Annotated in this window: 35 protein-coding genes; 10 read left to right on the top strand and 25 right to left on the bottom strand. The window is 60.3% G+C overall.

Annotation, left to right across the window (positions count from 1 at the left end):
• The first annotated feature begins 131 nt into the window (after window positions 1–131).
• Window positions 132–434 carry a hypothetical protein gene (locus tag NKI24_RS10115; RefSeq protein ID WP_352744925.1) on the top strand — a complete coding sequence of 101 codons (303 nt, stop codon included), beginning with the start codon at window positions 132–134 and terminating at the stop codon, window positions 432–434.
• On the opposite strand, the gene NKI24_RS10120 is transcribed toward NKI24_RS10115, so the two are convergent.
• Window positions 431–796 carry a hypothetical protein gene (locus NKI24_RS10120; protein ID WP_352744927.1) on the bottom strand — a complete coding sequence of 122 codons (366 nt, stop codon included), beginning with the start codon at window positions 794–796 and terminating at the stop codon, window positions 431–433. The genes NKI24_RS10115 and NKI24_RS10120 overlap by 4 nt on opposite strands.
• Entirely contained in the window at window positions 796–1,278 is a 483-nt protein-coding gene (locus tag NKI24_RS10125; protein ID WP_352744930.1) for a DnaT-like ssDNA-binding protein, read from the bottom strand. Before NKI24_RS10125 ends, NKI24_RS10120 begins: the two co-directional genes overlap by 1 nt.
• Window positions 1,279–1,345: 67 nt before the next feature.
• On the opposite strand from NKI24_RS10125, the gene NKI24_RS10130 reads away from it, so the two are divergent.
• Window positions 1,346–1,528: a CsbD family protein gene (locus NKI24_RS10130; protein WP_352744933.1), complete on the top strand. Its 183-nt coding sequence runs from the start codon at window positions 1,346–1,348 to the stop codon at window positions 1,526–1,528.
• 344 nt (window positions 1,529–1,872) lie between these two features.
• On the opposite strand, the gene NKI24_RS10135 is transcribed toward NKI24_RS10130, so the two are convergent.
• Genes NKI24_RS10135 through NKI24_RS10150 form a run of 4 tightly spaced genes read right to left on the bottom strand, consistent with a single transcriptional unit; the run spans window position 1,873 to window position 4,722 of the window.
• Entirely contained in the window at window positions 1,873–2,154 is a 282-nt protein-coding gene (locus NKI24_RS10135; protein WP_352744936.1) for a hypothetical protein, read from the bottom strand.
• 10 nt (window positions 2,155–2,164) lie between these two features.
• A complete protein-coding gene (locus NKI24_RS10140) occupies window positions 2,165–3,118 on the bottom strand; it encodes a DUF2184 domain-containing protein (RefSeq protein ID WP_352744938.1) in 954 nt (317 codons plus the stop codon).
• Window positions 3,119–3,132: 14 nt separating this feature from the next.
• Window positions 3,133–3,570, bottom strand: coding sequence for a structural cement protein Gp24 (locus NKI24_RS10145; RefSeq protein ID WP_352744941.1), 438 nt, complete (start codon window positions 3,568–3,570; stop codon window positions 3,133–3,135).
• Entirely contained in the window at window positions 3,571–4,722 is a 1,152-nt protein-coding gene (locus NKI24_RS10150) for a DUF2213 domain-containing protein (RefSeq protein WP_352744943.1), read from the bottom strand. It abuts the gene before it with no gap.
• 51 nt (window positions 4,723–4,773) lie between these two features.
• On the opposite strand from NKI24_RS10150, the gene NKI24_RS10155 reads away from it, so the two are divergent.
• On the top strand, window positions 4,774–5,061 hold the full coding sequence (locus NKI24_RS10155; protein ID WP_352744946.1) for a hypothetical protein: 288 nt from the start codon (window positions 4,774–4,776) through the stop codon (window positions 5,059–5,061).
• A 7-nt stretch (window positions 5,062–5,068) separates the two neighbouring features.
• Here NKI24_RS10155 and NKI24_RS10160 read toward each other — a convergent pair whose 3' ends face one another.
• The 3 genes from NKI24_RS10160 to NKI24_RS10170 are packed head-to-tail and all read right to left on the bottom strand — an operon-like array spanning window position 5,069 to window position 8,598.
• On the bottom strand, window positions 5,069–6,898 hold the full coding sequence (locus tag NKI24_RS10160) for an anti-CBASS protein Acb1 family protein (RefSeq protein ID WP_352744948.1): 1,830 nt from the start codon (window positions 6,896–6,898) through the stop codon (window positions 5,069–5,071).
• Between the two features lie 10 nt (window positions 6,899–6,908).
• Window positions 6,909–8,378: a phage terminase large subunit gene (gene terL, locus NKI24_RS10165; RefSeq protein ID WP_352744951.1), complete on the bottom strand. Its 1,470-nt coding sequence runs from the start codon at window positions 8,376–8,378 to the stop codon at window positions 6,909–6,911.
• Window positions 8,329–8,598 carry a hypothetical protein gene (locus NKI24_RS10170; protein ID WP_352744954.1) on the bottom strand — a complete coding sequence of 90 codons (270 nt, stop codon included), beginning with the start codon at window positions 8,596–8,598 and terminating at the stop codon, window positions 8,329–8,331. The genes terL and NKI24_RS10170 overlap by 50 nt, the downstream gene beginning before the upstream one ends.
• 673 nt (window positions 8,599–9,271) lie before the next feature.
• Here NKI24_RS10170 and NKI24_RS10175 point away from each other — a divergent pair.
• A complete protein-coding gene (locus NKI24_RS10175; protein ID WP_352744957.1) occupies window positions 9,272–9,763 on the top strand; it encodes a hypothetical protein in 492 nt (163 codons plus the stop codon).
• 88 nt (window positions 9,764–9,851) lie between these two features.
• Entirely contained in the window at window positions 9,852–10,109 is a 258-nt protein-coding gene (locus NKI24_RS10180) for a hypothetical protein (protein ID WP_352744960.1), read from the top strand.
• Here NKI24_RS10180 and NKI24_RS10185 read toward each other — a convergent pair.
• From NKI24_RS10185 to NKI24_RS10205, 6 genes are read right to left on the bottom strand one after another with little or no spacing between them, the layout of a single operon-like run.
• A complete protein-coding gene (locus NKI24_RS10185; RefSeq protein ID WP_352744963.1) occupies window positions 10,106–10,786 on the bottom strand; it encodes a hypothetical protein in 681 nt (226 codons plus the stop codon). The two genes, NKI24_RS10180 and NKI24_RS10185, sit on opposite strands and share 4 nt — an antisense overlap.
• Complete coding sequence (locus tag NKI24_RS10190; protein ID WP_352744966.1) at window positions 10,783–11,223, bottom strand: hypothetical protein; 441 nt, start codon at window positions 11,221–11,223, stop codon at window positions 10,783–10,785. Before NKI24_RS10190 ends, NKI24_RS10185 begins: the two co-directional genes overlap by 4 nt.
• On the bottom strand, window positions 11,220–11,558 hold the full coding sequence (locus NKI24_RS10195; protein ID WP_352744969.1) for a hypothetical protein: 339 nt from the start codon (window positions 11,556–11,558) through the stop codon (window positions 11,220–11,222). The genes NKI24_RS10190 and NKI24_RS10195 overlap by 4 nt, the downstream gene beginning before the upstream one ends.
• Window positions 11,555–11,812, bottom strand: coding sequence for a hypothetical protein (locus NKI24_RS10200; protein ID WP_352744972.1), 258 nt, complete (start codon window positions 11,810–11,812; stop codon window positions 11,555–11,557). Before NKI24_RS10200 ends, NKI24_RS10195 begins: the two co-directional genes overlap by 4 nt.
• Window positions 11,740–11,913: an NrdR family transcriptional regulator gene (locus tag NKI24_RS35940; RefSeq protein WP_502901443.1), complete on the bottom strand. Its 174-nt coding sequence runs from the start codon at window positions 11,911–11,913 to the stop codon at window positions 11,740–11,742. Before NKI24_RS35940 ends, NKI24_RS10200 begins: the two co-directional genes overlap by 73 nt.
• On the bottom strand, window positions 11,913–13,346 hold the full coding sequence (locus tag NKI24_RS10205; RefSeq protein WP_352744975.1) for a DnaB-like helicase C-terminal domain-containing protein: 1,434 nt from the start codon (window positions 13,344–13,346) through the stop codon (window positions 11,913–11,915). The genes NKI24_RS35940 and NKI24_RS10205 overlap by 1 nt, the downstream gene beginning before the upstream one ends.
• A gap of 113 nt (window positions 13,347–13,459) precedes the next feature.
• On the opposite strand from NKI24_RS10205, the gene NKI24_RS10210 reads away from it, so the two are divergent.
• On the top strand, window positions 13,460–13,744 hold the full coding sequence (locus tag NKI24_RS10210) for a DUF982 domain-containing protein (protein ID WP_352744977.1): 285 nt from the start codon (window positions 13,460–13,462) through the stop codon (window positions 13,742–13,744).
• Window positions 13,745–13,832: 88 nt separating this feature from the next.
• On the opposite strand, the gene NKI24_RS10215 is transcribed toward NKI24_RS10210, so the two are convergent.
• From NKI24_RS10215 to NKI24_RS10255, 9 genes are all read right to left on the bottom strand, one after another.
• Window positions 13,833–14,384 carry a hypothetical protein gene (locus NKI24_RS10215; protein WP_352744980.1) on the bottom strand — a complete coding sequence of 184 codons (552 nt, stop codon included), beginning with the start codon at window positions 14,382–14,384 and terminating at the stop codon, window positions 13,833–13,835.
• Window positions 14,381–15,751, bottom strand: a complete 1,371-nt coding sequence (locus NKI24_RS10220) for a DUF4942 domain-containing protein (protein WP_352744982.1) — start codon at window positions 15,749–15,751, stop codon at window positions 14,381–14,383. The genes NKI24_RS10215 and NKI24_RS10220 overlap by 4 nt, the downstream gene beginning before the upstream one ends.
• Window positions 15,748–16,425: a hypothetical protein gene (locus NKI24_RS10225; protein WP_352744985.1), complete on the bottom strand. Its 678-nt coding sequence runs from the start codon at window positions 16,423–16,425 to the stop codon at window positions 15,748–15,750. Before NKI24_RS10225 ends, NKI24_RS10220 begins: the two co-directional genes overlap by 4 nt.
• A 126-nt stretch (window positions 16,426–16,551) precedes the next feature.
• Window positions 16,552–17,121 carry a hypothetical protein gene (locus NKI24_RS10230; RefSeq protein WP_352744988.1) on the bottom strand — a complete coding sequence of 190 codons (570 nt, stop codon included), beginning with the start codon at window positions 17,119–17,121 and terminating at the stop codon, window positions 16,552–16,554.
• Window positions 17,122–17,145: 24 nt separating this feature from the next.
• The gene (locus NKI24_RS10235) at window positions 17,146–17,568 is read right to left on the bottom strand and encodes a hypothetical protein (RefSeq protein ID WP_352744991.1); all 423 of its coding nucleotides are present in this window, start codon (window positions 17,566–17,568) and stop codon (window positions 17,146–17,148) included.
• Between the two features lie 193 nt (window positions 17,569–17,761).
• Window positions 17,762–17,947, bottom strand: a complete 186-nt coding sequence (locus NKI24_RS10240) for a hypothetical protein (protein ID WP_352744994.1) — start codon at window positions 17,945–17,947, stop codon at window positions 17,762–17,764.
• Window positions 17,944–18,276, bottom strand: coding sequence for a LexA family protein (locus NKI24_RS10245; protein WP_352744997.1), 333 nt, complete (start codon window positions 18,274–18,276; stop codon window positions 17,944–17,946). The genes NKI24_RS10240 and NKI24_RS10245 overlap by 4 nt, the downstream gene beginning before the upstream one ends.
• Entirely contained in the window at window positions 18,273–18,401 is a 129-nt protein-coding gene (locus NKI24_RS10250) for a hypothetical protein (protein ID WP_352745000.1), read from the bottom strand. The genes NKI24_RS10245 and NKI24_RS10250 overlap by 4 nt, the downstream gene beginning before the upstream one ends.
• The gene (locus NKI24_RS10255; RefSeq protein ID WP_352745003.1) at window positions 18,398–18,760 is read right to left on the bottom strand and encodes a hypothetical protein; all 363 of its coding nucleotides are present in this window, start codon (window positions 18,758–18,760) and stop codon (window positions 18,398–18,400) included. The genes NKI24_RS10250 and NKI24_RS10255 overlap by 4 nt, the downstream gene beginning before the upstream one ends.
• Before the next feature lie 23 nt (window positions 18,761–18,783).
• On the opposite strand from NKI24_RS10255, the gene NKI24_RS10260 reads away from it, so the two are divergent.
• On the top strand, window positions 18,784–19,020 hold the full coding sequence (locus NKI24_RS10260) for a hypothetical protein (protein ID WP_352745006.1): 237 nt from the start codon (window positions 18,784–18,786) through the stop codon (window positions 19,018–19,020).
• A gap of 2 nt (window positions 19,021–19,022) precedes the next feature.
• Here the strand turns inward: NKI24_RS10260 and NKI24_RS10265 are convergent, their stop codons facing one another.
• Window positions 19,023–19,226: a helix-turn-helix domain-containing protein gene (locus tag NKI24_RS10265; protein WP_352745008.1), complete on the bottom strand. Its 204-nt coding sequence runs from the start codon at window positions 19,224–19,226 to the stop codon at window positions 19,023–19,025.
• A gap of 74 nt (window positions 19,227–19,300) precedes the next feature.
• On the opposite strand from NKI24_RS10265, the gene NKI24_RS10270 reads away from it, so the two are divergent.
• Genes NKI24_RS10270 through NKI24_RS10280 form a run of 3 tightly spaced genes read left to right on the top strand, consistent with a single transcriptional unit; the run spans window position 19,301 to window position 20,958 of the window.
• Window positions 19,301–19,975, top strand: a complete 675-nt coding sequence (locus NKI24_RS10270) for an XRE family transcriptional regulator (RefSeq protein WP_352745011.1) — start codon at window positions 19,301–19,303, stop codon at window positions 19,973–19,975.
• A 17-nt stretch (window positions 19,976–19,992) separates the two neighbouring features.
• On the top strand, window positions 19,993–20,343 hold the full coding sequence (locus NKI24_RS10275) for a hypothetical protein (protein ID WP_352745014.1): 351 nt from the start codon (window positions 19,993–19,995) through the stop codon (window positions 20,341–20,343).
• Between the two features lie 45 nt (window positions 20,344–20,388).
• Window positions 20,389–20,958 (top strand): hypothetical protein, encoded by a 570-nt coding sequence (locus NKI24_RS10280; protein ID WP_352745017.1) that lies wholly within the window; start codon window positions 20,389–20,391, stop codon window positions 20,956–20,958.
• Window positions 20,959–21,393: the final 435 nt, after the last annotated feature.

Here is a 21,393-nt window from a genome sequence, read left to right on the forward strand (position 1 = left end):
TGTTCGAGCGGATGTCGTCGATCGCCTCAATGAAAGCGGCCCGAAGCATCGGCTCATAGGTTGAGACAAGCTGTTCGAACCGCTCACGAGGTGATAGGCGTTTGAGCATTCACAGGCCTTTGGAGGTTCGGTTGGCTCAAATCGCTGTCATAAAGTACGAATATGCGCCGCCAGGTCGGGAAGATGGCTCAAAGGTCACGATCATGGGATTGAAAGAATATTCGCCGGGCGACCATTCGGGTCGTGTCGACGAGTACCTGATCGAAATCCCTGACGGCATCTTGTCCTTCACGAAATGGGAAAGCGACAATTGGGCTGGGGTGCTTGCAAATCTTAAGCATTGGTTCGACGGTGAGACCGATGAGGGCCTGAAAGAACGAGTTACGCTCGTCTGGGCTGACCCAGTTCAGTTTCCACACCTAAGGTCTCGTTAAGCCGCACACCACGCCTTCCAAGCCACAGTCGTTCCCGCTGACGGGATCGGCGTCAGGTTCGTGATGGCACGCTCGACACCGTCGATTATCAATCTGTCCGCCAGCGCCGGCAACACGGCCTGCATGGCGAAAGTTATCATGTCGCCGGTCTGGATGATCAGGACGCCGTCCTCGTAGCGCTGGTCGACACGCTTCACGACCGCATCGAGCGGGTAGGTAGTGGTCGTTTCCGAGCCCGGTATCCACGGCGTTGCAGGATCAGGCGGCGCTGTGACGGTGCGGGAGAGCGAGACGACGCCCTGCTTGAACTCGCCGAGCATCTCGCTCGCGAACTCCTGCATCTCGTCATAGAAATCGGCCATCACACGACCAATATATCGGGCAGGCCATACATCGGGCCGATCAGCGGCGCCAGCAGCCCCTCGATGATGGTCGAGATCGGCGCGTCTGGCGCGAAGATGTTGCCGTTGTCGCTTGGTTCGAAGAACTCCCGCTCGATGCCCTCGACCTTCTGCCGCTTCACTTTGCGCGACGGGTCGAATGAGATCAACAACGAGCCCGGCTTGACCAGTTCGAGGTAAGCCGCCTCGTACGAGGCATCGATCACCCGCTGCGGGATCAGATCGCTGGCAAGGGTCGATCCGTACACGGTGGCGCCGGTGCGCGGCCATGCCCGTTCCTGTGCAAGCCCACCCGTTGGCTGGCCAGGGAAGCGCATGCCATACGTGCCGTCAATATAGGCGCTTCCGCGCTGGCGAGCGGCCGCAATGGTCCCAGCGGGCACGGTGTAGCCGGCTGCGGCTGCATAGGCCGTGAAGCCTGCATCGTCACCGTATCCAGCCATGTCGTTCCCGCTCACTCTGGAACATTCAGGTTCCGCCTACGTTGGGTTTGCTCAAAGGAGAAGAACGATGCACAAGGACGAAGTTAAGGGTTCCGCGAAGAAACTGCGCGGCAATGTGAAGGACAAGATCGGTAAGGCCACGGGCGACGATAAGCTTCGCGCGGACGCAGCCGCTGACAAGGCCGAAGGCGGCCTTCAGAAAGGCCTCGGCAAGGCGAAAGATAAAGCTCGAGATGCCTTAAAGGATTGATAGGGCGAACCCGGCCAATTCCATCATAAAGTTGGCGGCTATAACGTCGGCCGCCTTCCTCGTGCGGTTTGTCGAGCGAAGCTAAACCAAGTTCAAGATCCGCAAAGAAGCAAACACGATCGCGCCAAGCACATAAAACCCAAGCAGCAAGACAACGGGGATGAAGATACCGATGTCCTCTTTGAGCTTCACAGCGGCACTTTGCAATGATCTATATCTACTCATCACATAGATCCCACCTGTCCGTACATATAACCATGGCGGGATATTTTCGTTCCGTCATTGTCCCGGCTTGCTTAGCATCGTGTGTTGGTGCGGCAGTTGCCGGCCGCACCACATATCTTTCATTCCGCCAACTTGGCGTCGACGAGTTCCTTCAGCTTGTCGGTCGGGATGTTCTTGGCGTACTCGATGCCAAGCTCACCCGCCTGCTTCTTCAGGTCCTCGCGTTCAGTGTCGGCCTCCTTGGTCTTCGCCGCCCCGAATTCGAACCAGCCGGTTGCCCTCGCACCCTTCAGTTCGACATCCTTGACGTCCGCTTCGATGGTCCCGCCGACCGGGATGATCCGAAGACCATCCTCGGTATGGATACCGCGCGGACCCTGGGAGATGTTGGTGATCTTCATGCTTGCCTCCTCAGATCGAGTCGAGATAGCGCACGGCGCGCGGGCGGCGGATATCGACGCCACCGACACGGAAGAGGCCGGGCACGTCGAACTTGATCGGCCCGGTCTGCCAAGCCGGCAGGAAGCGGAACGGCATCGGGAGATGCATTTTCAGCACCTCCGGCGAGCGCCGATACGCAACCATGCGCTTGGAAGAACCAGTGCCGGCCGTCTCGAGATAACCGAACAGGCCGCGAACCGTGAGCGGGGCTCCCGTGGTCAGGGTGTAGACGTTCTTCTGCATCACCCATTCGAGGATCGTCGTCTGGTTCACCGTGTCGATGCGGCGCTGGGAAAGGTCCAGCATGATCGAGTACGGTAGCAGGATCGTGTCGGCGAGCTCGTTGCCGAGCGTGTCCGTCGCGATGCCGGTGATCTGCGTGTTGATGTCACGCAGAACCTGGTCGGCTGTCTTCGAGGCGAAGGTGCGGGCCGAACCCGTACCATCCGCCGGCGCCTGAGTGGCGGTCGGCGTCGAGGCGTTGACCAGGCCGGTGAAGCCCTTGGCAGCGTCGCCGATGAAAGCCACGCTGTCGATTTTCTCCTCGGCGATACGGCGAGCCGAAGACGCCTTGTCGGCATTGAGGTTCATCCCGAGCAGCTGGGCAGTGCCGAGCTCCTCCAGATTGTATCCGTAGCCGATCGCGGCCATGGACACGGTCGTCTCGAACTTCTCGCGGGTCAGAGCGACCAGCGGGACGTCGTGGGCAGCGCCGTTGAACCACTGCGCCTGGCCGACCGAGTCCATCGAGAAGTAAGTGACGGACTGGATCCATTCCGGCGCGGAGGTGTCGACCGGGATCAGGTTCGCATACTGGATGTCCTGATACCGGATCGCGTAGACCGTCGGCTCGATAAGCGAGGCCTGACGGATAAGGAAGCTCATCGCGACTTGCTGAGCATCCTGCATGATGTGAGCGTTCATTGTGGGTGCTCCTGTTAGCCGAGGCGAAGCGCAGCGAGACCGGCACCGGCGGTGCTGGTATCCCACTGTGCGCCGACGATGAGGGTGTTGGAGGTGGCGACGTTGGTCAGGACGCCCGTCGCCGGCACGTAGTAGACCGGATCACCGACGGCGACCGCGACCGAAGCCTGGACGACGATGACGCCCTTCTTCATGATTGCCGCGGTGGCGTATTGCTCGTACTTGCCGGTCGGCTGGGTCTCATCCAGAACGGCGATGCCGCAGAACTTGACCGTGATTTCGGAGTCAACGACCTGGTTGTCGGCCGTACCCTGAACCGCGACCTTGCCGAAGCCGATGCCCTCGACGTCCTCGCAAAGGCGAGACACGACGACGGACGGCTCCATGTTGAGGACCATGCCCTCGATCCAGCGCGCGTGCTGGGCGTTGTAAGTAGTCTGGATCGCAGGCATTTATGCGGCTCCTTTCGCGGGGGTCTGCCAGGCGACCGACAGATGGTCGGTCATGGCCTTGTGGGCGGTTGCGACACCGGTTGCGCCGTCATTGGTCTGAAGGCCGCCGGCGACAACAGCGCGGAACGGATCGGCGCCGGTCTTCTTGGCGGCATCCTCGACGAGGATCTCGAAGCGGGCATCGATATAGGCGTCGGCCTTGTCCTTGACCGCGGCATCGCCGAGAATGGCGGTGACCACTGCCTTGCGGATCGCTGCATCGCTGAGACCATCGGTCTTGACGTCCTTGGCGATGGTTTGGGCGACATTGACGAGCGCGGCGCGGGCCGCGACCTTCTTATCGAGATCGGCGTCGGACAGCACCTTGCCCTTGAGGGCATCAATCTCGGCGTCCTTCTTGGCGAGGTCCGCATCCTTGGCCGCGAGCGCGGTCTGATGCTTGGTCTCGGCATCGGTGAGTTTGGCTGCGGACGATGCAAGATCGGCCAGCAACTTCGAAATGGCCGTGGCGCCAGCGTCGGTCGTTTCGACCTGGAGCCCATCGACCAGCACTTTGCGCAGATCCATTTCTGGTATCCTTTCATCTGCTGTGTGGAGTGTCACAGGGCTCGCGCCCCACTTCCCCGCATCGTCGCCGATACGAGCCTTGGAACCAGCCCTGGCCCGATCGACGAGCGCGAGATGGTTGATCTTGATGTCCTGCTGCTGAGCGTCGAAGGCTTGCCCGTCGGGGGCAGTGCCAGGCGTCCAGTCCAGCGTGCACGAATAGCCGGCGCTGAGCTCGCGCTTGCCGTCCTCGACGGACTTTATGGCGGCGGCATCCTTGAGGATCAGCGGCAGCATGATCCACTCGCCGTCCTTCTTGGCGGCCGTGCTGACCTCGCCTACGGCCAGATCCTTCCAGGTTTCCGCCGTCACCATGTCTTTGGGATGGTTGACGGTCACCGGCGCATGGCTGAACGACTGCAGCGAGGCATCTGCGAACACGTGATCCGGCCCGCGATACACCCGAACCGTCTTGAGCTCGGGCTTGCCGACCTCATCACCGGCATAAATCTGAATGCCGGTGCGCACGCAGCGCGCCTCGGCAACGAGGTAGCCATCCTCGGTCCGGCGCGTTCCCGCGACGGTTACAGCGTCGGTGAATTGCATTGTAAGTGGTCCCGTGCCAAATGACACATTCAAGGAAGTGGCGGAGCCCCAATGACCAGATTTGCCCTAATCATCGCACTCTCGGCGCTAAGCGTTTCGCCTGCTATTGCGAGTGTCTACTTCACCGACACACCTGCATCGGCAGACGTCTGGGTAATGGTCACCACAACCGGCCCCGCCGCCGATTGCTGGATCTATTCAGGCGATGTTGTAGAAACACCATCAGGCTCAGATGTTTGGCTTTACCGGACTGATACTGCCGCCTCAGCCGACAAGTGGGTTGTCATCACCGATAACCCTAACGCGGCCGATCAACTTTCATGCCTCAAGAAAGATTAGGTTACACTCAATCCTGTTTCACTTCCTCGAACACTTCCGGGCCGAGCACGATCTTGCCGCGGTATGGTTCGATGGCATCAAGATCGACATCGGCCTTCGTCAGGCTGATGTGTGGCTGGTAGTCCTCGAAATCGTGTGATGCCCCTGCCCTGACGATCTCCTCATGCCGCCAGCAAAGCTGCGACGAGGCGAACATCAGCACGGCGGTCATATTGCCGAGCGGCTCAACCACACGCGGGCCACCAGGTGCGATGGTGATGTTGCCACCCTTCTCGTTGCCCCATTCCGAGGCATTGCCTGCCTTGATCCAGTCCATCGGCGTGCGCGAATAGATGATGGTGACGTGCAGGTCGTCGACAAGATCTGGAATGCCCTGCCCTTCGGCCCAGGCCTTGATTTCTGAGGCGTTCACGACATCGCGGCGCACATAGAGCGTGCGCGGCTCGGCGTCGTTGGCGGCCTTGCGCTGGGGCGCGGCAGGTTCATTGGCGTTCGCGGCAGCCGCGGCGAGTTCTTCCTCGCTTGGCTCCTGCTCGCTGAGCTTGCCATACTCGTCGATGGCCGCTTCCAAGCCGGGAAGGCTACCATCCTCGACAAGCGCGTTGACCAAGGCATCCGACAGCGCATCGATCGGGATGAGCGGCTGTTGCCCTGTTCCACCGGCGATCGCGCGCGCCGCGTCGGCCTTCGTCTTGAATACGTCGGCCTTTTCCTTATCCGACATCCCCCAGAGAGGCGCCCACTCGTAGTAGATGTCCTTGGGTCGCGAGCCCAGCGCCGACCGGATTAGCGCCTCGTCGAGCCGGAACATCGCCGGAGTCATCTCCAGCGCCTGCATGGCGGAGAGACGATCATAGTAGTTGCGCAGATCGCTCTCGCCCGTCGCATTCATGCCCGCCGGCGACTGCCCGAGGAGGCGCGTCGCGGGGATATCGGCGGCACCAGAGACGATCTGCAGGAACCGGTCGAGAATGTCCGGCAAGGTGGAGAAGTTCGCCGACTTGCTCTCGTACTCCTCCTCCTTGTCGAGCATCAGCGTGCCGTTGATGCCCTTGGACGTGTTGGCCAGCGTGTAGCGCTCGAGGATCTTGGCTTTGTACCCTTCGTTCGCCAGCGAGGCCATGAAGTTCGGAATGCGGATGATGTCGACCTTCGCCTCGAAGATGAGACTGGCGATGTTCGCCGCGGTGCCGTCGGCCTGCTTGATCGCATCCATGACGGCGAGGAGAACGCTGTCGCCCCATGCCAGTTCGCCACCACCGACGAGCTCGAAATCCGGCTGGGCATTGCCGGTCAGGATCACCAGGCGTGACGGATGGATGTCGACCTGTGCCTTGTCCCCCGCCGACAGCCGGTAAATGCGCGGCTTGCCATACCATTCCGATGCCGGATCGCGCTCGATTTCGCCAATCGACAACTGCCGGCGCGAAAGCACCGTCAGATATTTGATCCCGCCCTTCCCGATCCGATCGACATCAAGCGGCTCGGCCAGGTTCGCATCGCCCGTCCCGATATGGATGGCAGCGCCACCGAACAGCCGGGCCTTAATGCGTCCCTCGAGCACCTTGCCACGAACGTTGAGGCGGGTTTCTTCGGCCTCGATCGGCTCGATCTCGACGCCTTCGGCTTGCCAATCGCGCCACGCCCGCACGCTGTCAAAGGCAGGGATGTCGACGATCTTGCGCGGCAGCCAGGCACCACGATAGGCGTTGAGCACCTGATCATCGCCAATGACCGGCAGCGGATAGTAGCTGCTCGACGCCTTGTCCCGCTCCGTCCCCATGCGCGAGACGAGATTGGTCAGGCTGTCCCTGGCAAACTGGAATATTGTCGCCACTGCCTGTCCTTCAGATGTTGTCGAGAGTGAACGTCGATCCTAACGCGAGCTCGTTCAGAGCATCGGCGAAAGCGTCGACTTGGTCGTCAAACTGACCATTCGGGAATGAACAGACCTCGTCCAGAAACTTCTCATTCCAGCGGCCGCGAACCAGCTTCACATTGCCAGCTTCCGCCTGGGCAGATGCTGGCTTTGCCCGTGTCGCCTTGTCGCCGGTGACTGGGAGAGCCTTCACGTCCCAGCCGGCGAGCAGCTTCACCTTCGTGGCTGCATCCGACTTGCCGGCCGATCCTGGATCCTGCGGCATGCGAATGGTGACTTCCAACCCGTCATGCGTCGCAATGTTCTTCAGCTTGGTCTCAACCTCGCCCGGCGACCACCGATCGCGCTCGATGTCCTCGACGTAGAAAGTCCCGTTTTTGTGCGCCATCCGCAGCCCGACGGTCCAGTCAGGCTGCTTGCCGGGCTTTTCCTTCGATGCCGCGAAATCCCATGCCCTGCAGCGTCGTGCGCCGGCGGGAACCGCATCAACGACTTCGAAGTCGCTGCGCTGGAACATACCACCGGAGCGTGGCGCCGGCCTTTGCTGATACTGCCCGGCATAGGCATACGAGCCCATGTCGCGCTTGAGTTTGGCCACTGCATCCGCCGGGAACCTGGCCGGGTCCAGCAGCTCGCCGTCATGCTTGCGAGGATCCTTGAACCCGATCTCGGTCTCGCACGCCCGCTCGGGCTCGAACTCCATCGGCAACATAAGACGGACGTAATCCATCCCGATCTGCTCGATGACGCCGGAAACATCCTCCTCATGCAGGCGCTGCATGATGACCACGATCGCGGATTTCTCCTGATCGTTGAGCCGGTTCTGCGCGCCTTCCCTGAATTTGCGTGTTGTCGCCAGTCGATCGGCAGCGCTTTCAGCTGTTTCGGTCGAGTGCGGATCGTCGATAACCAGCCTGTCGCCGCGCTGCGAGGTCAGCGAGCCGAACGCTACACCCTCCCGCGTTCCGGTCTTGCTGTTGGCAAAGCTGGTCTCACCGGTCCTGGTGAGCACCACCTCAGGCCACAGTGCCCGATACCAGTCCGACAGCATCAGGTCTCGACATTTGCGGGTATCGCGCTTGACCGGCCCATCGTTGAACGATGTCGTCAGGTAGCGCATCGAGGCGAGACCCTTCGGTCCCCACTCCCATGCCTGCCACATGACCGAAACGAGCATCGACTTGGATGAGCCAGGCGGCACGTTGGCCAGCAGCCGGGTTATCCGCCCGTCGGTGACCGCCTCGAGATGCTGACAGATCGCGTCGAGATGCCAGTTCCAAACCAGCTTTGTAGTCGGTTCCAGCACATGCCAGGCCTCACGAACGAAGCCGGATAGCGTCTGGCACCGTGCCCTTATCCTTTCGGCATCGTGGGCAATGCGTTGACGTTCAGCCTCCTGTGCCCGCCTCGCCTTCTCCGCCCTGATCAGGCGCATCATCGTCGCCGGGTCCGGCAAGCGGACCGAAGATGTCTTCGAGACGTGCGAGGTCATCGCCACTCAGCTTTGAGAGATCAACGGTCTGGATCGGTCCACCACCGCGGCCGGTGTGCTGGATAGAGGCCAGCTTGGCGTGCATGTATGGCGCGGCATCTTTGGCGATCGATGCCGCCTCGTCCAATTTGTTGTTGTCAACATGGGCTCGCATCGCCTTCAGCATGACCTCCAGAGGCGTCAGTCCTTCGGCAGTAGCCTTGTCCGCGATCGCGCGCGTTCGCTTTGTGGCGGCTCCTGGCTTGCGCCCTGCACCACTTCTTTTGCCGCCGCGCGCCACTTTTGATTACCTTTGATTGTTTTCAAACAATGGTGACTGTATATATGGCCCAACCTCGGGCCCCTGAATGGTCCCGCCAAGCACAGCGGGGCAACCTGGAAGGCCACCCCTGAGGCCCGTGCCAGACCGGCGATGGAACCAAGCGGCAGTGCCGATTGGTCAACCTAGCCTAACTCTGGAGGCTCACGGGGCCGATCGAAGCGGTTTCGAAACGCGGATGTCGGTCCGATGCTGCCATGAAGGCCGGGTAAGTCCTTCGATGGTGCGCTCACGTAGTCCCTCGAAAGGATTGCGGCGCCGTGGTCCAGAAAGGGCGAATCCCATGTGGAGACGCACCAGTCTGACCATCGTAGTCAAGATTGATGTAGCCGCTTGCCTCACGGCAATCGCGGTTCTGCTGAAAGTCTTGATGTGACAGGGAGGCGCTGGGAGCAATCCCGGCGCTTTTCGTTTGTGATTCCCCCATTCCGCACTTCTCGTCGCCCTGTGTTGCCTATGTTCGGGATTGATGCTCTGCTTCCTGGGCGAATGTCTCATCACGGGCATTTGGGAGGACGGCATGGCGGTGATCAATCTCGCGCACGAGCAGCAATACTACGACACGATGAGCGGGAACGACGCATTCACCGTGATCATTCGCGGCGTCGCCTACCTCGACTTCGAACTCGACAAATTGCTCAGCCTCTGCGTGAAGGAGCCGGGCGAGTTGAAGGCAATGAATCTAGACTTTGCAAAACGCTGCGCACTTGCTTTCGCTCTTGGGCTAGATAAGGCGATCAAACCTGCTTTGAGTGCGGTCGGCAATCTGCGGAATAAGCTGGCTCACGACCCGGAGAGACATCTGACCTCTGAGGATGCAGACAATCTTTATGGCCTCTTGTCGGCCCGGGAGCGCCTGAATATCCCGGCATTTCTGGGCAAGATGGTCAGATCGCCAAAGGTGACGTTCGTTGAACTCAACCCAATGGACAAGTACGTCCTCATGCTCGTCTTGTTGCGAGCGATAGTTGTCGCCGCTCAACGCAACATCGAAAATGCCGGCAAAACTTGATAGAAGCTCAAGACCGCGGGCTGCTCGCATCCCACTCGGCATAATGATCGCTTCGATAATCTGATAGCCGGCTCAACGAGGACATGACATGGACGATGAACCCCCATCCAACATCTTCCAGTTCCCTGGGGCGAAGAGTGAAGCGGATGCCTCCTCCTCTGTGGATCAAATATTCAAAGCAGGGGAATTCCTCGACAAGCATGGCCGGGCCATGTGCGATGGTGTTCAGAACCTGCCAGATTTTGCCCTCGACGATATGCTCAAGAAACTGCGACAGCTTCGAGCGCTTGCTAACAACCTTATCGATCTCATGCAGATCGAGAAGGAAAGCCGGCCTAAGACTTAAGCCGCTTTCCGCTTCTGCGCTTCCCGCTGCCGCCGCATTTCATTACGCTTGGCTGCCCAAGAGAAATCGTCATGCTCCGACGAGAGGATTTTAGCGAAGGCGCCATCTGCGATCCATGAATTGAGGCCGTCCCGCTCGCCCGCATCTTCTGTGATCGTAGCCGAAACATCGCTGATTTCTTGGGTAAATGGGAACACCCGTATTTGGGTCGTTTCGTCATGCAAATCGCGTTTACCGGCCAAATGATCCGAAATTCGCTGTAAGGCGCGATCTTTTCGCCTCCGGCCGGTCTGCGGATGGATGCCCTCCACCTTGAAGCACCAACGTCGGAATGACTTGCCGCCGGCCTTGGCGCGAGCCCATGCCCAGAGCGCGCGACGCTCGGCGTCGTCATTCGTTGCTTTCAGCCAATCGAAGATGGTTTCCATGGCGCTGATCTCGGCCGCGCTCGGCATCGAAGCGATGCGCTCCCAGAACGCTTTGCGCTCGTCAGCGAGTGGATCTGCCTTGGGATCGAGCTTGTCGCCAACTTCCTTTCGCCAGCCAAGCTTGTCGGAATATGAGTGAACATAGGCGATTTGCTGCGCCCTGAGCGCGCCGGGGCCCACGTGCTCATGCGAGTTGCGGTCGATCTCCGCCGCCCTGATAAAAGTCTCTGCAATCTCGCCGATGTTCATGCCCGCCGCCTTTCATCAAGCAAATCTGGTTGGATCGATCGCGGTCCGAACGCCCGCCACATACGCTCATAGATAAGCCCAGCTAGAGCCCCGCGCATCGAGACGAAGCCGCGCAGATCATGAGTAAGCGCCTGCAGCTCACCTACCGGCGTAGCATCCCAGACGGCCAGCCATTTCGATGCGTCCTCGACCCACTCAGGCTTGGCCCGGATCAGATCGGAAGCGGCGCCGAACGCTGACGCCTCGAGCGCGAGCTTGTTGTTCTCTGTCTCCGCCAGCGTCGTCATCACCAGGCGAGCATGCCCGACACCGTGGCGGCTGATGATCTTGTGCAGCGTGGCCACAGCGCGCGTTTCGCCCGGGTCCGGGTAGGCGGACTTCGGCACGATCCGCACCGAGAACTCATCGCATAGGGCTTGGACGCGCGGATCGATCACGCCCTCACCTTCCTGCGCTCGATCAGCACCGTGCGCGATTTCACGATCACTCCGCCAAGCACTTCCTCCTGCCTGGCTGCTTCCCTTGCCGCGCGTTCAGCGTGCCATTGGTGGAGGCCGAGGACGTCTCTGGCCTCGGTGATCTCGCCGCGGATCGGTGGATTGAGGCGTTCGCGGACGTAGGCTTTAGCGGCGTTGAGCGCCTGGCCGGCGGTCGTATGGTTGTCCGCGCCCGGGATGAGACGGAATGGCTTGTCTTCAAACAAACGATATGAGCCGCGATAGCCGCCCGGCACCGGCACCACCTTGAACTCTGGGAGGAACGAGGTGGTCATGCCACTTGCTCCGCCAATGCATTGAGTGCCCGCCGTACGGCATCGGCCTTCTGAAGCGTTTCGCGTGAAAGCAGGCCACCGTTGCCGCCCATCCACTTGCCGCCGACCATGGCGCCGTTGTCGTCGAAATTAATCGCGTCGACCAATTCCTTCGAAGCAGCTTTGAGACGGTCTATATCGTTCACGCCCTCCCTCCATTTCTGATCTTGGCGATAGTTTCGACTGTCGAGAACCGATAGCGGCATACGTTGCATTCCTTTCGCCGGCGGATCCCGCCGCGCGTTGGGCGCGTGTCGACGGTCATCAGCTTTCGCTTTCCGCATGACGGGCAATGGAGGCCAGTTGGGAGCTTCATCAGTCGAACCCCTCGAAAGCTGGCGCAGCATCGTCCATGAGCGAGGCGAACAGGGTGAACTCGGCCTCGAACTTGATCTCTGGCGATCGGCCAGGCTCGCCACGCCGGCGCTTGTGGTTGATGATTTGCGCCTTGCCGCGTGACCGCTCGTACAGCGCGATCAGATCGGCGCGCTTCTCCTCCCGCTGGGTCTGCGGGATCAGTTCCTTGTAAAGCGGCTCCGGACGATAGAGCGAAAACCAGACGTCGAGGTTCTGCTTCACACCCGACCCACCGTAAGCATCGCCCATCATCGGACGGATGATGCCGCCGGTCTGCCATCTCCTTTTCCAGTCATCATTGCGCTGAATGAGGATGACGATCGCCACGTTGAGCGACTTCGCCAGTGCCTTCAGCCCGCGATAGAGCGCATTCACCCGGTCGGCGAAGATGTCCTTCGGATTCGGCAGGCTGATCATTTTGGCGTGGTCGATCATGATCAGGTCGAGCCCCTGGCTCTTCACCATGGCCTCGGCCTTGATGCGGATGTCCGACATGGTGCACTCGCCAAAACCGACGATGTAGAAAGGCAGATTGGCCGACGTCATCATCTCGCGCTCGAGATCGCCGCTTTCCTTGCTGTTGAGGGTGTAAGCGTCGATCCGGCCGAGCGAGATATGCGCCTGCTGTGCAGCCGCCTGCAGTGCCGCCTCCTCGTCGGTGATCTCGATTGAGAAGAATGCGCTCTTGAAGCCCTGCGAAGCGGCAAAGCGGCATTGCTGCAGGCTGAACGATGTTTTGCCACCGCCACTGTCGGACATGAGCCCGACCAGGTTGCCGCGGCGGATGTCACCGAGTGCGCTGGTGATCTCAGGCAGGAACCATGGAATGCGGGAGGATGCGTCACCGCTGGACTTTGCAGCCTTGGTCACCGCGTTCGGCAGGATGACGCCATATTGCACCGAAGCAGCGCGCTCGTTCCCTTCCCTGGCAATACGGGTGAGCTCGTCCGCAGTCGATCCGATGATCTTCTCCGGCGTCATATCGACCGGCATGTTGCGGGCCAGCGCGTCGAGATCCTGTGCCGTCGCGATCAACTGATGCCTGGCCCACATTTCGATAATGCCGCGGCCGTAGTCATAGGCGCCGGAGGTGGTGACGGCTTCAGACGCCAGGCGGATGACATAGGCGAACATCGTCAGTTCACCGACCATCTGGTCAGCCGGGATATAAGGCTTGATGGTGATCGGGTTGGCCGGCCGGCCCTCAGCGATCATAGTGCCCATGGTTTCGAACAGCGCGCCGTGGAGCTTGTCGGCGAAGTGGTGCGGTTTGAGGAAGCCGGCGACGCGCCAGTAGGCGTCATTCGAGTTCAGGATGGCACCAAGCAGCGCCTGTTCGGCCTCGACGGCATCGGGCAATGCGGCTTTGAATTCGCGAGGGAGCGCGTTCATTGCGTCCCCCCTTGAAACCAGTGCTTGTCCGCCACAGATTTTCCCGCAGCCGCGACGCGGCCATTCATCGAGACCCAGGCCGTATTGCCGGCCCAAGAGCCAAGGAGGTCATTATGCTTGCGAAACCGTTCGAAAAGCCCATCCGTGTATGGGTCGGACTTGGTTTCCCTCGGCAACTCAACACCGTCGTCGATGCGTATCAGTTCGCGATGGAATGGTGCGGCAACAGTCCAGAACAGAAAGCCGCGATTCGCGCCTGTAAGGCTGCGCTGACCGGGGATGTCGACGCCGAGACCGCGCGCGGCGTGTTTGTCGCCTTTGCGCGAAAGAAAGATATTCTCGTCGAGGATGGAGTCATCCCGCCCCTCAGCAGCAAGGCGCGGCCAAGACACGTCTGATCGGGTGTAGGGTGCGGAGGCCGTGGTCATTCTGCGGCCTCCGTTGGACGATCCACCAGCACCGCAACGTCGGCGACTAACATCTTGTTCACGCCGCCCTCGCCATCTTGAACCGCTGACAGGCCTCGCCAGCCATCGCTATGCCGACAGCTTCCGCGGCGTCGGCGTTCTTCACGTCGATCTTGAGAACCCGGCAGCGCTCGACTGCTGTACGCTTCCACATGGCGCGGTCGAAACCAGGCGAGCGTCCCATGCCGAGGAAGTGCTTTCGCCATGTCGACGATGGGATGGTTTCCCAAGGGATGCCGTAGCCGCCTCCGATTATGGCAACTGCGGCGCAGACCAGCCCCTCGAGCTGCAAGGCGTTCGGATTGATGGTTTGCTCGTCCACCGGCCCGGTAAGCGTCTGGCGGGTCTTCTTGAACGAGACGACGTTGCGCATCGGCTGCTCGATCGCAACGAAGTCGGGCCGGTTGCCCTTGATCATGTCGCGTAACTGGCGGCCGAGCGATTCCGCCTTCTCCTCGGCATTCTCACCGACGGCCTTGATCAGGCCGGTCTTGATCGACGAGAGCGAGGACCCGGTCTCGTACCAAGCGAACCCGGTCACAGTGGCAATGTCGAGGCCCAGAATGATCATGCCGACTTCCCGTTGCGCATCTTCAGAATTCCCGTGGGAACGTTGGTCCCTGCTTCGGAGAAGCTCCCCGCCGGCAGGTCACGCCAGTCGCCTTCAAGCTCGCCATGGTCGTACCAGGCAGTCGCCGGTAGGATCGAAACCAGAGTGCCGCCGGGCTTGAGGAAGCCGAGCGCATGCCGGACATGCTTGAGGTAGTGGCGCCCGTAGAACGGCGGGTTCATCACCACGAAACCGAACTCTGGCTTTGCCGGGCACTCGAGGAAGTTGGCTGTCAGGACATTATGGCCCTTGGCCCGTGCTTCCGCCGCCCTGCCCGCGTGAACCTCGATGCCGAATGAATGGCAGCCACGACCGCGGAGAGCATCAAGGATGCGCCCGTCTCCGCATGACGGCTCTAGAACTCGATGCGCCGGCGGTGCCGATCCCTGCGAATAGTCGCTCGGCCTATAGATGCCAGCTTGATCTAGTGCTTTCTCAATGACCGCGTCGGGCGACCAATAGAATTGCAGATCCTTGGAAACGGCCATGCTGGCCTGCGGCTTTGCGTCATCGTCTTCGGCGTCGGGCAATACCTCGCCATAGAACTCGGCAAGTGCGCAGTTGATGTCGAGAAGCGTTTCAGGCGCGAAGAACACATGCGCATTGCCGTTGCCGAACTTCCGAATGGTCAGGCCACGGTTGAGCGTCTGGTATTCGTCCACGTTTCCGTATCGCGGCTCGGCAGCGTAGATGCGCCCATCGAGAACCGCATCTTCACCCTTGCGGTGCGCGACCTCAATTGCGCTGAACTCGGTATGCTCCATGAGCGCTTGACCGCGATAGGCGGAGAGAGCGTTCACAATGTCGCGCAACTTGTCGCGGCCATAGGTGCCGTAGTAAGTGCCGAAGCTCGACAGGATGACCCGCTTTGGGAGGCCCTTGACCCCAATCTTGACCTTCGAATGCGATTTGTAGGCCGGGTCGAGGTCGGCGAACACTTCGGCCAGGCCACGCAGAACGTGATGGCGCGGCCGCTCCAGGTAATCACCAAACGTCGCCTTGGCGTTGTCGAACGTCAGATCCGGCGGATTCTCAACGGTCTGGTCGAATAGCTTGCGATCACGCGCGCTGGCGATCCGGTCAATCTGGAGGCGATCATAAATGGCTTTCCAGCCGGATTTGCATAGATTGCGCCTCAACTCCTCTGCGCTGACATATGGACGATGACGAGAAACCGGGGCGACGAACTTGCCTTGGATACAAGCCGCCATTTCCAACCGCCCGTAGGCCGCCTCGAACGCGCGAACCTCGTCCTCCATAGCTGCACGCTTCTGGTCGTATTCTTCGATCAGGTCGGTGACCGTGCTCTGCCGTGCGATGGCGTTCATGCTGCCTCTCCGAACAGCTCTGCCTGCCGCGCGTCCTTGCGGTCGAGCATGCGCAAGACCGTCTCGCCCGCATGCTTCTTGTCCCAGACAAACCAGGCATTGAGCATCGGCGGTGCGCCCTGCCCGGTGAAATCGATCTTCCAGCGCATGAGGTAGACGCGGGCCGGCGGATGGGCGGCGTAGAACGGGCCGAGCCTGCCGGCGCCAGGCCAGCCCCAGTTCATCAGCAGCGCCATGTAGTCGAGATCAAGGACGTCGAGTGCGTGCTTCAGCCAGCGGGCCTTACCGTTGCCCCAGCCGCATTCGGCAAAGGGTGGGTTCTGCACCGTGGCCTTGGATGGAGCGGCTGCGAAATCGTAAAAGTCTTTGATCAGCGCGCCACATCCACGGTCGACCAAATCTGAGGCGTGAACCTTCAGACCAACCGCCTGCAGCTCGCGAACGATCGCGCCATCACCGGCGCTTGCTTCCCAGATGAATTCGAACTCGCGAAGGCGGTCGATCTCGGCATGGAGCAACGCGCGAATCGGCTCCGGCGGCGTCGGGTAGAAATCATCCTTCTCCCGATCGAGGCCGTCGACGCGCTCATAGCTGCCGTCGAGATTGCGTTGAACGACCGGCTTTGACTTCTTGCCGGTGGCGCGGAACAAACCGCGTGCTGATGCCGCTGCCATCCTCAGCCCCTCGGCAATGCCGGCAGAATGGTCACCGCCAGCACCAATGCGTAGGCAGCGGTGATCACGAGGCCCCAAAGGCAAGTGGTTGCGAGAACTTGGCGGGTGTGGTTGGTCACGGGCGCCCTACTCCGCCGCGACTTTGGCCGGATCAGCGGCATCGAACGGGTCCTCGCCATTGTCGGCGCCCTTCACGAGCTCATCGCCCGATGGTTCGAACTGGCTGGCCAAGTCCTTGTTGATGAACTCAGTCCCGTCATTCATGCCGCGCTGCCATGCCTGGCCTTGTGGGCTGTCGGCGCCGTAGGGATTGCCGGCATCCTTGCGCAGCTTGCCGGCGGCAAGACCTTCGCCATAGGCGCGCTCATCGGCCGGCGTACGGTCGGCGTCGAACATCTCGATCTGCCGGGCAACGCCATGACCAAACATGCGAGCGATGCGCAGCCGGCGCGCCATGGTCGCAATGACCTCGGTGGCGTCCTTCTCGTCGAGCTCTTCAGCCCATTTCACATCGGCCTTGGTGAAGCCGAGCTTTTTGAGCCGGTCATAGATCCCGGACATCTCGCCAGATGTGCCGGCGATATCCGACTTGTGTTCCTTGATCTGGCGGAAGCCGTTCAGGAACTGCTGTTCCTCCCACTGCTCGCGCTCGGTCTGGCCGTTCACTGCGCTGCGCTTTGCTGCTGCTTTTGCCATGTCAGTTGCTCCGGTTGGTTGAATTCATCTCATTTCCTGTCTCGACGCGCCCTTCGCAGGGCGAGCCATTCCTTCACCAATCGGCGAAGGGCCTTGATAAACCGCATCCGTTTCCTCGATCTCCCGGCGTTCCCGCTCCATGGCGTCGGCCGTGTTTTCTATCCATGCGCAGAGGTTGCCGTATCTGTTGCGCAGGCGGCGATAGACATCGCCGTCAACGCTTGCCATCGTCCGCCAACGCTTCCAGACACGCTCTGCCTGTGCTGGTGAAATTCCCGCCTCTTTTGCCGCGCGGGTGCGGGCTGCGGTCGGGGTGTCACCCGCGCCGCGGTAGTGCTTTCTGGTTCCGGCATTGAGAAGGTCGAAAGCCTCCATCGCCGCAATCGATGTACTCATGACGCTGTTGCCCTGCTTCAGGTCGGATTTGACCCGTTTCGTGTCGGACATGCTGGTTTCCTTTCGCCTACTCTGTGTCCGTCAGAGAGAGCGACTGAGCCGGTTGGAGCCGGCAGAAAGTCGAAAGCAGGAATGAAGGTGGAAAATGCGCAATCGGATGAACTTCCAGGGACAGGCGAAGGCGCAGCTAGACTTGTTTTCGAGACCAGGCCGTCTCCGACCGGCGAATGATGATTGCCCATTCTCAGCACCCCGCCCGACGAGCGACGTCTTCAAGGGAATGCGGAATGGTTGGGGCCGTGAGGAACCGAGACTCATCCGCGTGGGCTTGTCGCTGCGAGACGCGATAGCCCGTCAAGGCCCGTTCAGCAGCAACGCCGCTCAGGAATGAAATGATCGCGGTCGCGGCTAGGATCAGGAAGACGCTCATGCGTCCCTCCGACCGAGAAACTGCATCGCGGCGATGACGCAAAGGCTGTCCTGATGCACCGCGCCAGCTCGACCGATTTCAGCCAGGATGGCCTTCAGATGATATTCGGCGCCCTGCTCTCCGATGATTTCGAAGCTGCGGGCCTGGCCGGCAGGCTTGCGGATGGCGCCACGATCCTCGAGCGATTTGACCAGGGCGTGCACCCTGCCCCGCGAAGCGAGACCCAATTCGGCGGCGATCTCGTCATAGCTCGGGCCGATGCCCCGCTCGCTCTGAAACGACTGGATGAACGACAGCGCCTCGGCTTGCCTCGATGTGAGCGTGTTCATGCTGCCTCGCTTAGTTCGACAATGCGCCGCAGCTCGGCCTCGGCTTCCGCCCTCGCGAATGCTCCGGTGCGCGGATCACGCGCCATCCATGTGCCGTCGGCGGTGCAGATCACGACGATGCTCATGCGGCACCCGCGATGTTCTGATGCGTCATGGTGAGGGAGCCGCCGCCGTCGACGCGGGAAGGATTGGCGGACGCGGAGGAAGGAGGTTCCGCGCCCGCCTGTTCGGCAACTCGGGAGGAGTTAAGCGCCGAATCGGGATGCTCTGGCCACGACATCCATGCGACGGGCTGCTCGTTCTTGCCGAGCATCATCCAGCGCGTTTCGTCGGGAATGTAATGGCTGACGGTGACCCTGCCGCACTTGGTGGCGAGGATCACGCGCTCCGGAATGAACACGCGCGTTTCGATGCCCGCTCGGTGCTGCCTGACCACGTACCGGCCATGCGGCGCGGCCTTTATGTCGGTGTTCCAGCCGGTCATGCTGACCTCCGGAGCGTAGATTGATGGCCGCAGAAAAGCCGAAGCTCACCGAACCTGAGATCATCGCGGGGACGTTCTGCACGTTCGTCGACGTCGACGTTCGCGACGAGTTCGTTCGGCTGACCGGATGCGACGAGGTTCCGCTTGTCGGCTACGACGGGCCGGAACTGCGCATCGTTGATCGGATAGTTGTCCCGCGAGCAACCGCCCGCCGTCTGTTGACCGATCTGCAACGCGCGCTTGGTCGAAGAGATCGCTGACATCATGCCGCGTCCTTTGCAGACGGGTTGTCGATCATGCGCTCAAGCAGCCGCTTGACCGGGCCGCGCGGCTCAAGACCATTTTCGATCCTGGAAACGGTCGCCTGGTCGACGCCGAGTTCGTCAGCGAGCTGTTGCTGCGTCCAGTCCCGGCTCTCGCGAAGGGCTTTGACGTGCTCTGCGGTGATCGTTTTCTCGGTGCTCATGGTGCGTAGTTATGCGAAACGCATAATACGCTGTCAATGCCCTGTGCATAATTTTATTTTGCAGAGTGCATAGCATGACCAAGGAAGACATCGCCGACCGCCTGAAGACCGCCCGGATCAATGCAGGGTTCCGTTCTGCCCGTGAGGCCGCGGCGTCGCTGGCGGTTCCTTACCAAACCTATGCTGCTCACGAGAACGGCCACCGAGCCTTTGATAACCAGGCGGCGGCGCAATACGCACGGCGGTTTCGGATCTCGACCGACTGGCTCCTAACCGGGAGAGGTGACGGGCCTGAGGCACAGCCAACGTTTGTCCCGCTGATGGGCTATGTGGGCGCCGGGGCAGAGGTCGAACCGGACTTCGAGCAGGTTCCGCCTGAAGGCCTTGATCAAATCGAGGTCCCATTTCATCTGCCGGCCGACATGATCGCGCTTCAGGTAAAGGGCGATTCGATGTTGCCGCAATTCCGCGACGGCGTGGTCATTATCGTCTACCGGGAGCAGCGCCGCTCAATCGAAAGTTTCTACGGTGAAGAGGCTGCGGTCAGAACAACTGATGGCCGGCGCTACATTAAGACGATTTTGCGCGGCCAAGATGGCGTGAACCTTATCTCATGGAATGCGCCGGCAATCGAGAACGTCCATCTCGCGTGGGTGGGCGAGATATTCACGTTTTTTCCCGCTACAGCAATCCGGCGCGTGAACAGGCAGGGTGGCATCCAGGGCCAACTGAGATTGAAAACTGCATAGCCTTGGAGTCTTTGGGGATGAAATGGATCGGTGTCTTGGCAGGTTTGCTTGTGATGGTCGGCTGCAGCCCGACAGTGAAGATGGCCTACGTCGACGCCGCCGGAAAACACGGATCTGGCACCGTCACCATGGACGGCACACTCCACAACGGAAAGCTCTCGATCTCTGATAGCGCCCAGACATGCGCCGGCACGTTCCCGAACTGGAGCAACCTGACCTTGGTCGTTCCGGTGCAGTGCACAGGCGGGATAACCGGCACCGCCACACTGTCGCGCGCAATGGACGGGCCGATCAGCGGTGAAGGCACCATGCAGCTCAGCAACGGCGAGACAAAGCGGTTTGTCTACAACTCCGTCGGCGACGTTTGATCCGACTGCAGTTTGAAGACGGCAGGCGTCATCGGAGTGTCCCTTATGAAATCGTCAGCAATCAAAAAGGCCAAAAGGAGATTTAGGCAAGCCACTGAAAGCCTACCACTGCTCACCAAACTGCAGCTGGGCGTTGCCATAGACGATTTCGAACAAGCCTGGTTTGGATTCCTAGGAACCCTCAACTCAATTCCAGAGATACTAAAAACAGGGTCGCGGGAGGACGCCAAGTCGCGCCAATGGTTCGCCGCAAAGGAAAGGTTGGTGAGGACCGACCCGATGCTCAGATATCTCTTTCACGCTCGCGCCGTAGATTTTCACGGTGATGAGCGGCTCCTGAAACTCGTCACTTCGGAGGGAACCCCTGCCGATGTTGACTATGGGTTCGATAGCCCAAAAGCTTATTCACTGAATCTACATATTCCGAAAGAAGTGCAGAAAATTCGCATTTGGTATGAACCTCAACCAGTGAAGGACAAAAACGGCAATATCTTTGACCCGCCCTCAACCTTTCTTCAAAAGGATCTGTTTAATAGGTCTCCAGTTGGAATGGCAGGCTCCGCGCTCTACTTTTATAAATCGCTGATCGTTGAGGCGGAAACCTTTTCCTCCTGAGCCGCTGACTGCATCATGTAAAAAACGTCGGTTGCCCATTCACGTAGTCGCATCCAAGATGCGCGTCACGGAGAACCATCGCACCCACCTCAGCCATAGAGGGCGTAACGATTATCCCTCCGACCCAACTGGGATGATTTTCCTAGTTTCAGGATCATATAGACACACTTCTCCTTATCAAGACGTTCACCCTCAAGCCCGAGGGGCCGTCCTTCCGCCCTGCCCTATGCCGGCAGGTCGAGATGCTATGAAGTTGAGATATCCCGCGCTGCCCGTTACACCCGGTGGGCCAGTCCGTCTCAAGAGCTTGAGGGTATGTTGCGCGGTTTACTCCTCAGCTCGCATCCAAAGCATTCGGACGGCGCCTACCCGTCTCAACCGCCCGATTAGACTGGAATCGGGAACCGCGTAGGATTTCATGCGCCGGATGATCGG

The organism is Mesorhizobium sp. M0701, assembly GCF_040320365.1.
In the GTDB taxonomy this organism is placed as follows: Bacteria; Pseudomonadota; Alphaproteobacteria; order Rhizobiales; family Rhizobiaceae; genus Mesorhizobium.

Bases quoted from the DNA above. Each gene is read 5' to 3' on its own strand.
- NKI24_RS10185 (WP_352744963.1), bottom strand. From the start codon at position 10,786: ATGAACATCGGCGAGATTGCAGAGACTTTTATCAGGGCGGCGGAGATC.
- NKI24_RS10255 (WP_352745003.1), bottom strand. From the start codon at position 18,760: ATGACCGGCTGGAACACCGACATAAAGGCCGCGCCGCATGGCCGGTAC.
- NKI24_RS10135 (WP_352744936.1), bottom strand. From the start codon at position 2,154: ATGAAGATCACCAACATCTCCCAGGGTCCGCGCGGTATCCATACCGAG.
- NKI24_RS10250 (WP_352745000.1), bottom strand. From the start codon at position 18,401: ATGAGCATCGTCGTGATCTGCACCGCCGACGGCACATGGATGGCGCGT.
- NKI24_RS35940 (WP_502901443.1), bottom strand. From the start codon at position 11,913: ATGAAGCTCCCAACTGGCCTCCATTGCCCGTCATGCGGAAAGCGAAAG.
- NKI24_RS10150 (WP_352744943.1), bottom strand. From the start codon at position 4,722: ATGCAATTCACCGACGCTGTAACCGTCGCGGGAACGCGCCGGACCGAG.
- NKI24_RS10195 (WP_352744969.1), bottom strand. From the start codon at position 11,558: ATGACCACCTCGTTCCTCCCAGAGTTCAAGGTGGTGCCGGTGCCGGGC.
- NKI24_RS10140 (WP_352744938.1), bottom strand. From the start codon at position 3,118: ATGAACGCTCACATCATGCAGGATGCTCAGCAAGTCGCGATGAGCTTC.
- NKI24_RS10175 (WP_352744957.1), top strand. From the start codon at position 9,272: ATGGCGGTGATCAATCTCGCGCACGAGCAGCAATACTACGACACGATG.
- NKI24_RS10215 (WP_352744980.1), bottom strand. From the start codon at position 14,384: ATGATCATTCTGGGCCTCGACATTGCCACTGTGACCGGGTTCGCTTGG.
- NKI24_RS10180 (WP_352744960.1), top strand. From the start codon at position 9,852: ATGGACGATGAACCCCCATCCAACATCTTCCAGTTCCCTGGGGCGAAG.
- NKI24_RS10270 (WP_352745011.1), top strand. From the start codon at position 19,301: ATGACCAAGGAAGACATCGCCGACCGCCTGAAGACCGCCCGGATCAAT.
- NKI24_RS10220 (WP_352744982.1), bottom strand. From the start codon at position 15,751: ATGAACGCCATCGCACGGCAGAGCACGGTCACCGACCTGATCGAAGAA.
- NKI24_RS10260 (WP_352745006.1), top strand. From the start codon at position 18,784: ATGGCCGCAGAAAAGCCGAAGCTCACCGAACCTGAGATCATCGCGGGG.
- NKI24_RS10210 (WP_352744977.1), top strand. From the start codon at position 13,460: ATGCTTGCGAAACCGTTCGAAAAGCCCATCCGTGTATGGGTCGGACTT.
- NKI24_RS10265 (WP_352745008.1), bottom strand. From the start codon at position 19,226: ATGAGCACCGAGAAAACGATCACCGCAGAGCACGTCAAAGCCCTTCGC.
- NKI24_RS10145 (WP_352744941.1), bottom strand. From the start codon at position 3,570: ATGCCTGCGATCCAGACTACTTACAACGCCCAGCACGCGCGCTGGATC.
- NKI24_RS10155 (WP_352744946.1), top strand. From the start codon at position 4,774: ATGACCAGATTTGCCCTAATCATCGCACTCTCGGCGCTAAGCGTTTCG.
- NKI24_RS10130 (WP_352744933.1), top strand. From the start codon at position 1,346: ATGCACAAGGACGAAGTTAAGGGTTCCGCGAAGAAACTGCGCGGCAAT.
- NKI24_RS10125 (WP_352744930.1), bottom strand. From the start codon at position 1,278: ATGGCTGGATACGGTGACGATGCAGGCTTCACGGCCTATGCAGCCGCA.
- NKI24_RS10275 (WP_352745014.1), top strand. From the start codon at position 19,993: ATGAAATGGATCGGTGTCTTGGCAGGTTTGCTTGTGATGGTCGGCTGC.
- NKI24_RS10170 (WP_352744954.1), bottom strand. From the start codon at position 8,598: ATGCTGAAGGCGATGCGAGCCCATGTTGACAACAACAAATTGGACGAG.
- NKI24_RS10225 (WP_352744985.1), bottom strand. From the start codon at position 16,425: ATGGCAGCGGCATCAGCACGCGGTTTGTTCCGCGCCACCGGCAAGAAG.
- NKI24_RS10235 (WP_352744991.1), bottom strand. From the start codon at position 17,568: ATGTCCGACACGAAACGGGTCAAATCCGACCTGAAGCAGGGCAACAGC.
- NKI24_RS10240 (WP_352744994.1), bottom strand. From the start codon at position 17,947: ATGAGCGTCTTCCTGATCCTAGCCGCGACCGCGATCATTTCATTCCTG.
- NKI24_RS10230 (WP_352744988.1), bottom strand. From the start codon at position 17,121: ATGGCAAAAGCAGCAGCAAAGCGCAGCGCAGTGAACGGCCAGACCGAG.
- terL (WP_352744951.1), bottom strand. From the start codon at position 8,378: ATGATGCGCCTGATCAGGGCGGAGAAGGCGAGGCGGGCACAGGAGGCT.
- NKI24_RS10200 (WP_352744972.1), bottom strand. From the start codon at position 11,812: ATGCAACGTATGCCGCTATCGGTTCTCGACAGTCGAAACTATCGCCAA.
- NKI24_RS10280 (WP_352745017.1), top strand. From the start codon at position 20,389: ATGAAATCGTCAGCAATCAAAAAGGCCAAAAGGAGATTTAGGCAAGCC.
- NKI24_RS10120 (WP_352744927.1), bottom strand. From the start codon at position 796: ATGGCCGATTTCTATGACGAGATGCAGGAGTTCGCGAGCGAGATGCTC.
- NKI24_RS10205 (WP_352744975.1), bottom strand. From the start codon at position 13,346: ATGAACGCGCTCCCTCGCGAATTCAAAGCCGCATTGCCCGATGCCGTC.
- NKI24_RS10245 (WP_352744997.1), bottom strand. From the start codon at position 18,276: ATGAACACGCTCACATCGAGGCAAGCCGAGGCGCTGTCGTTCATCCAG.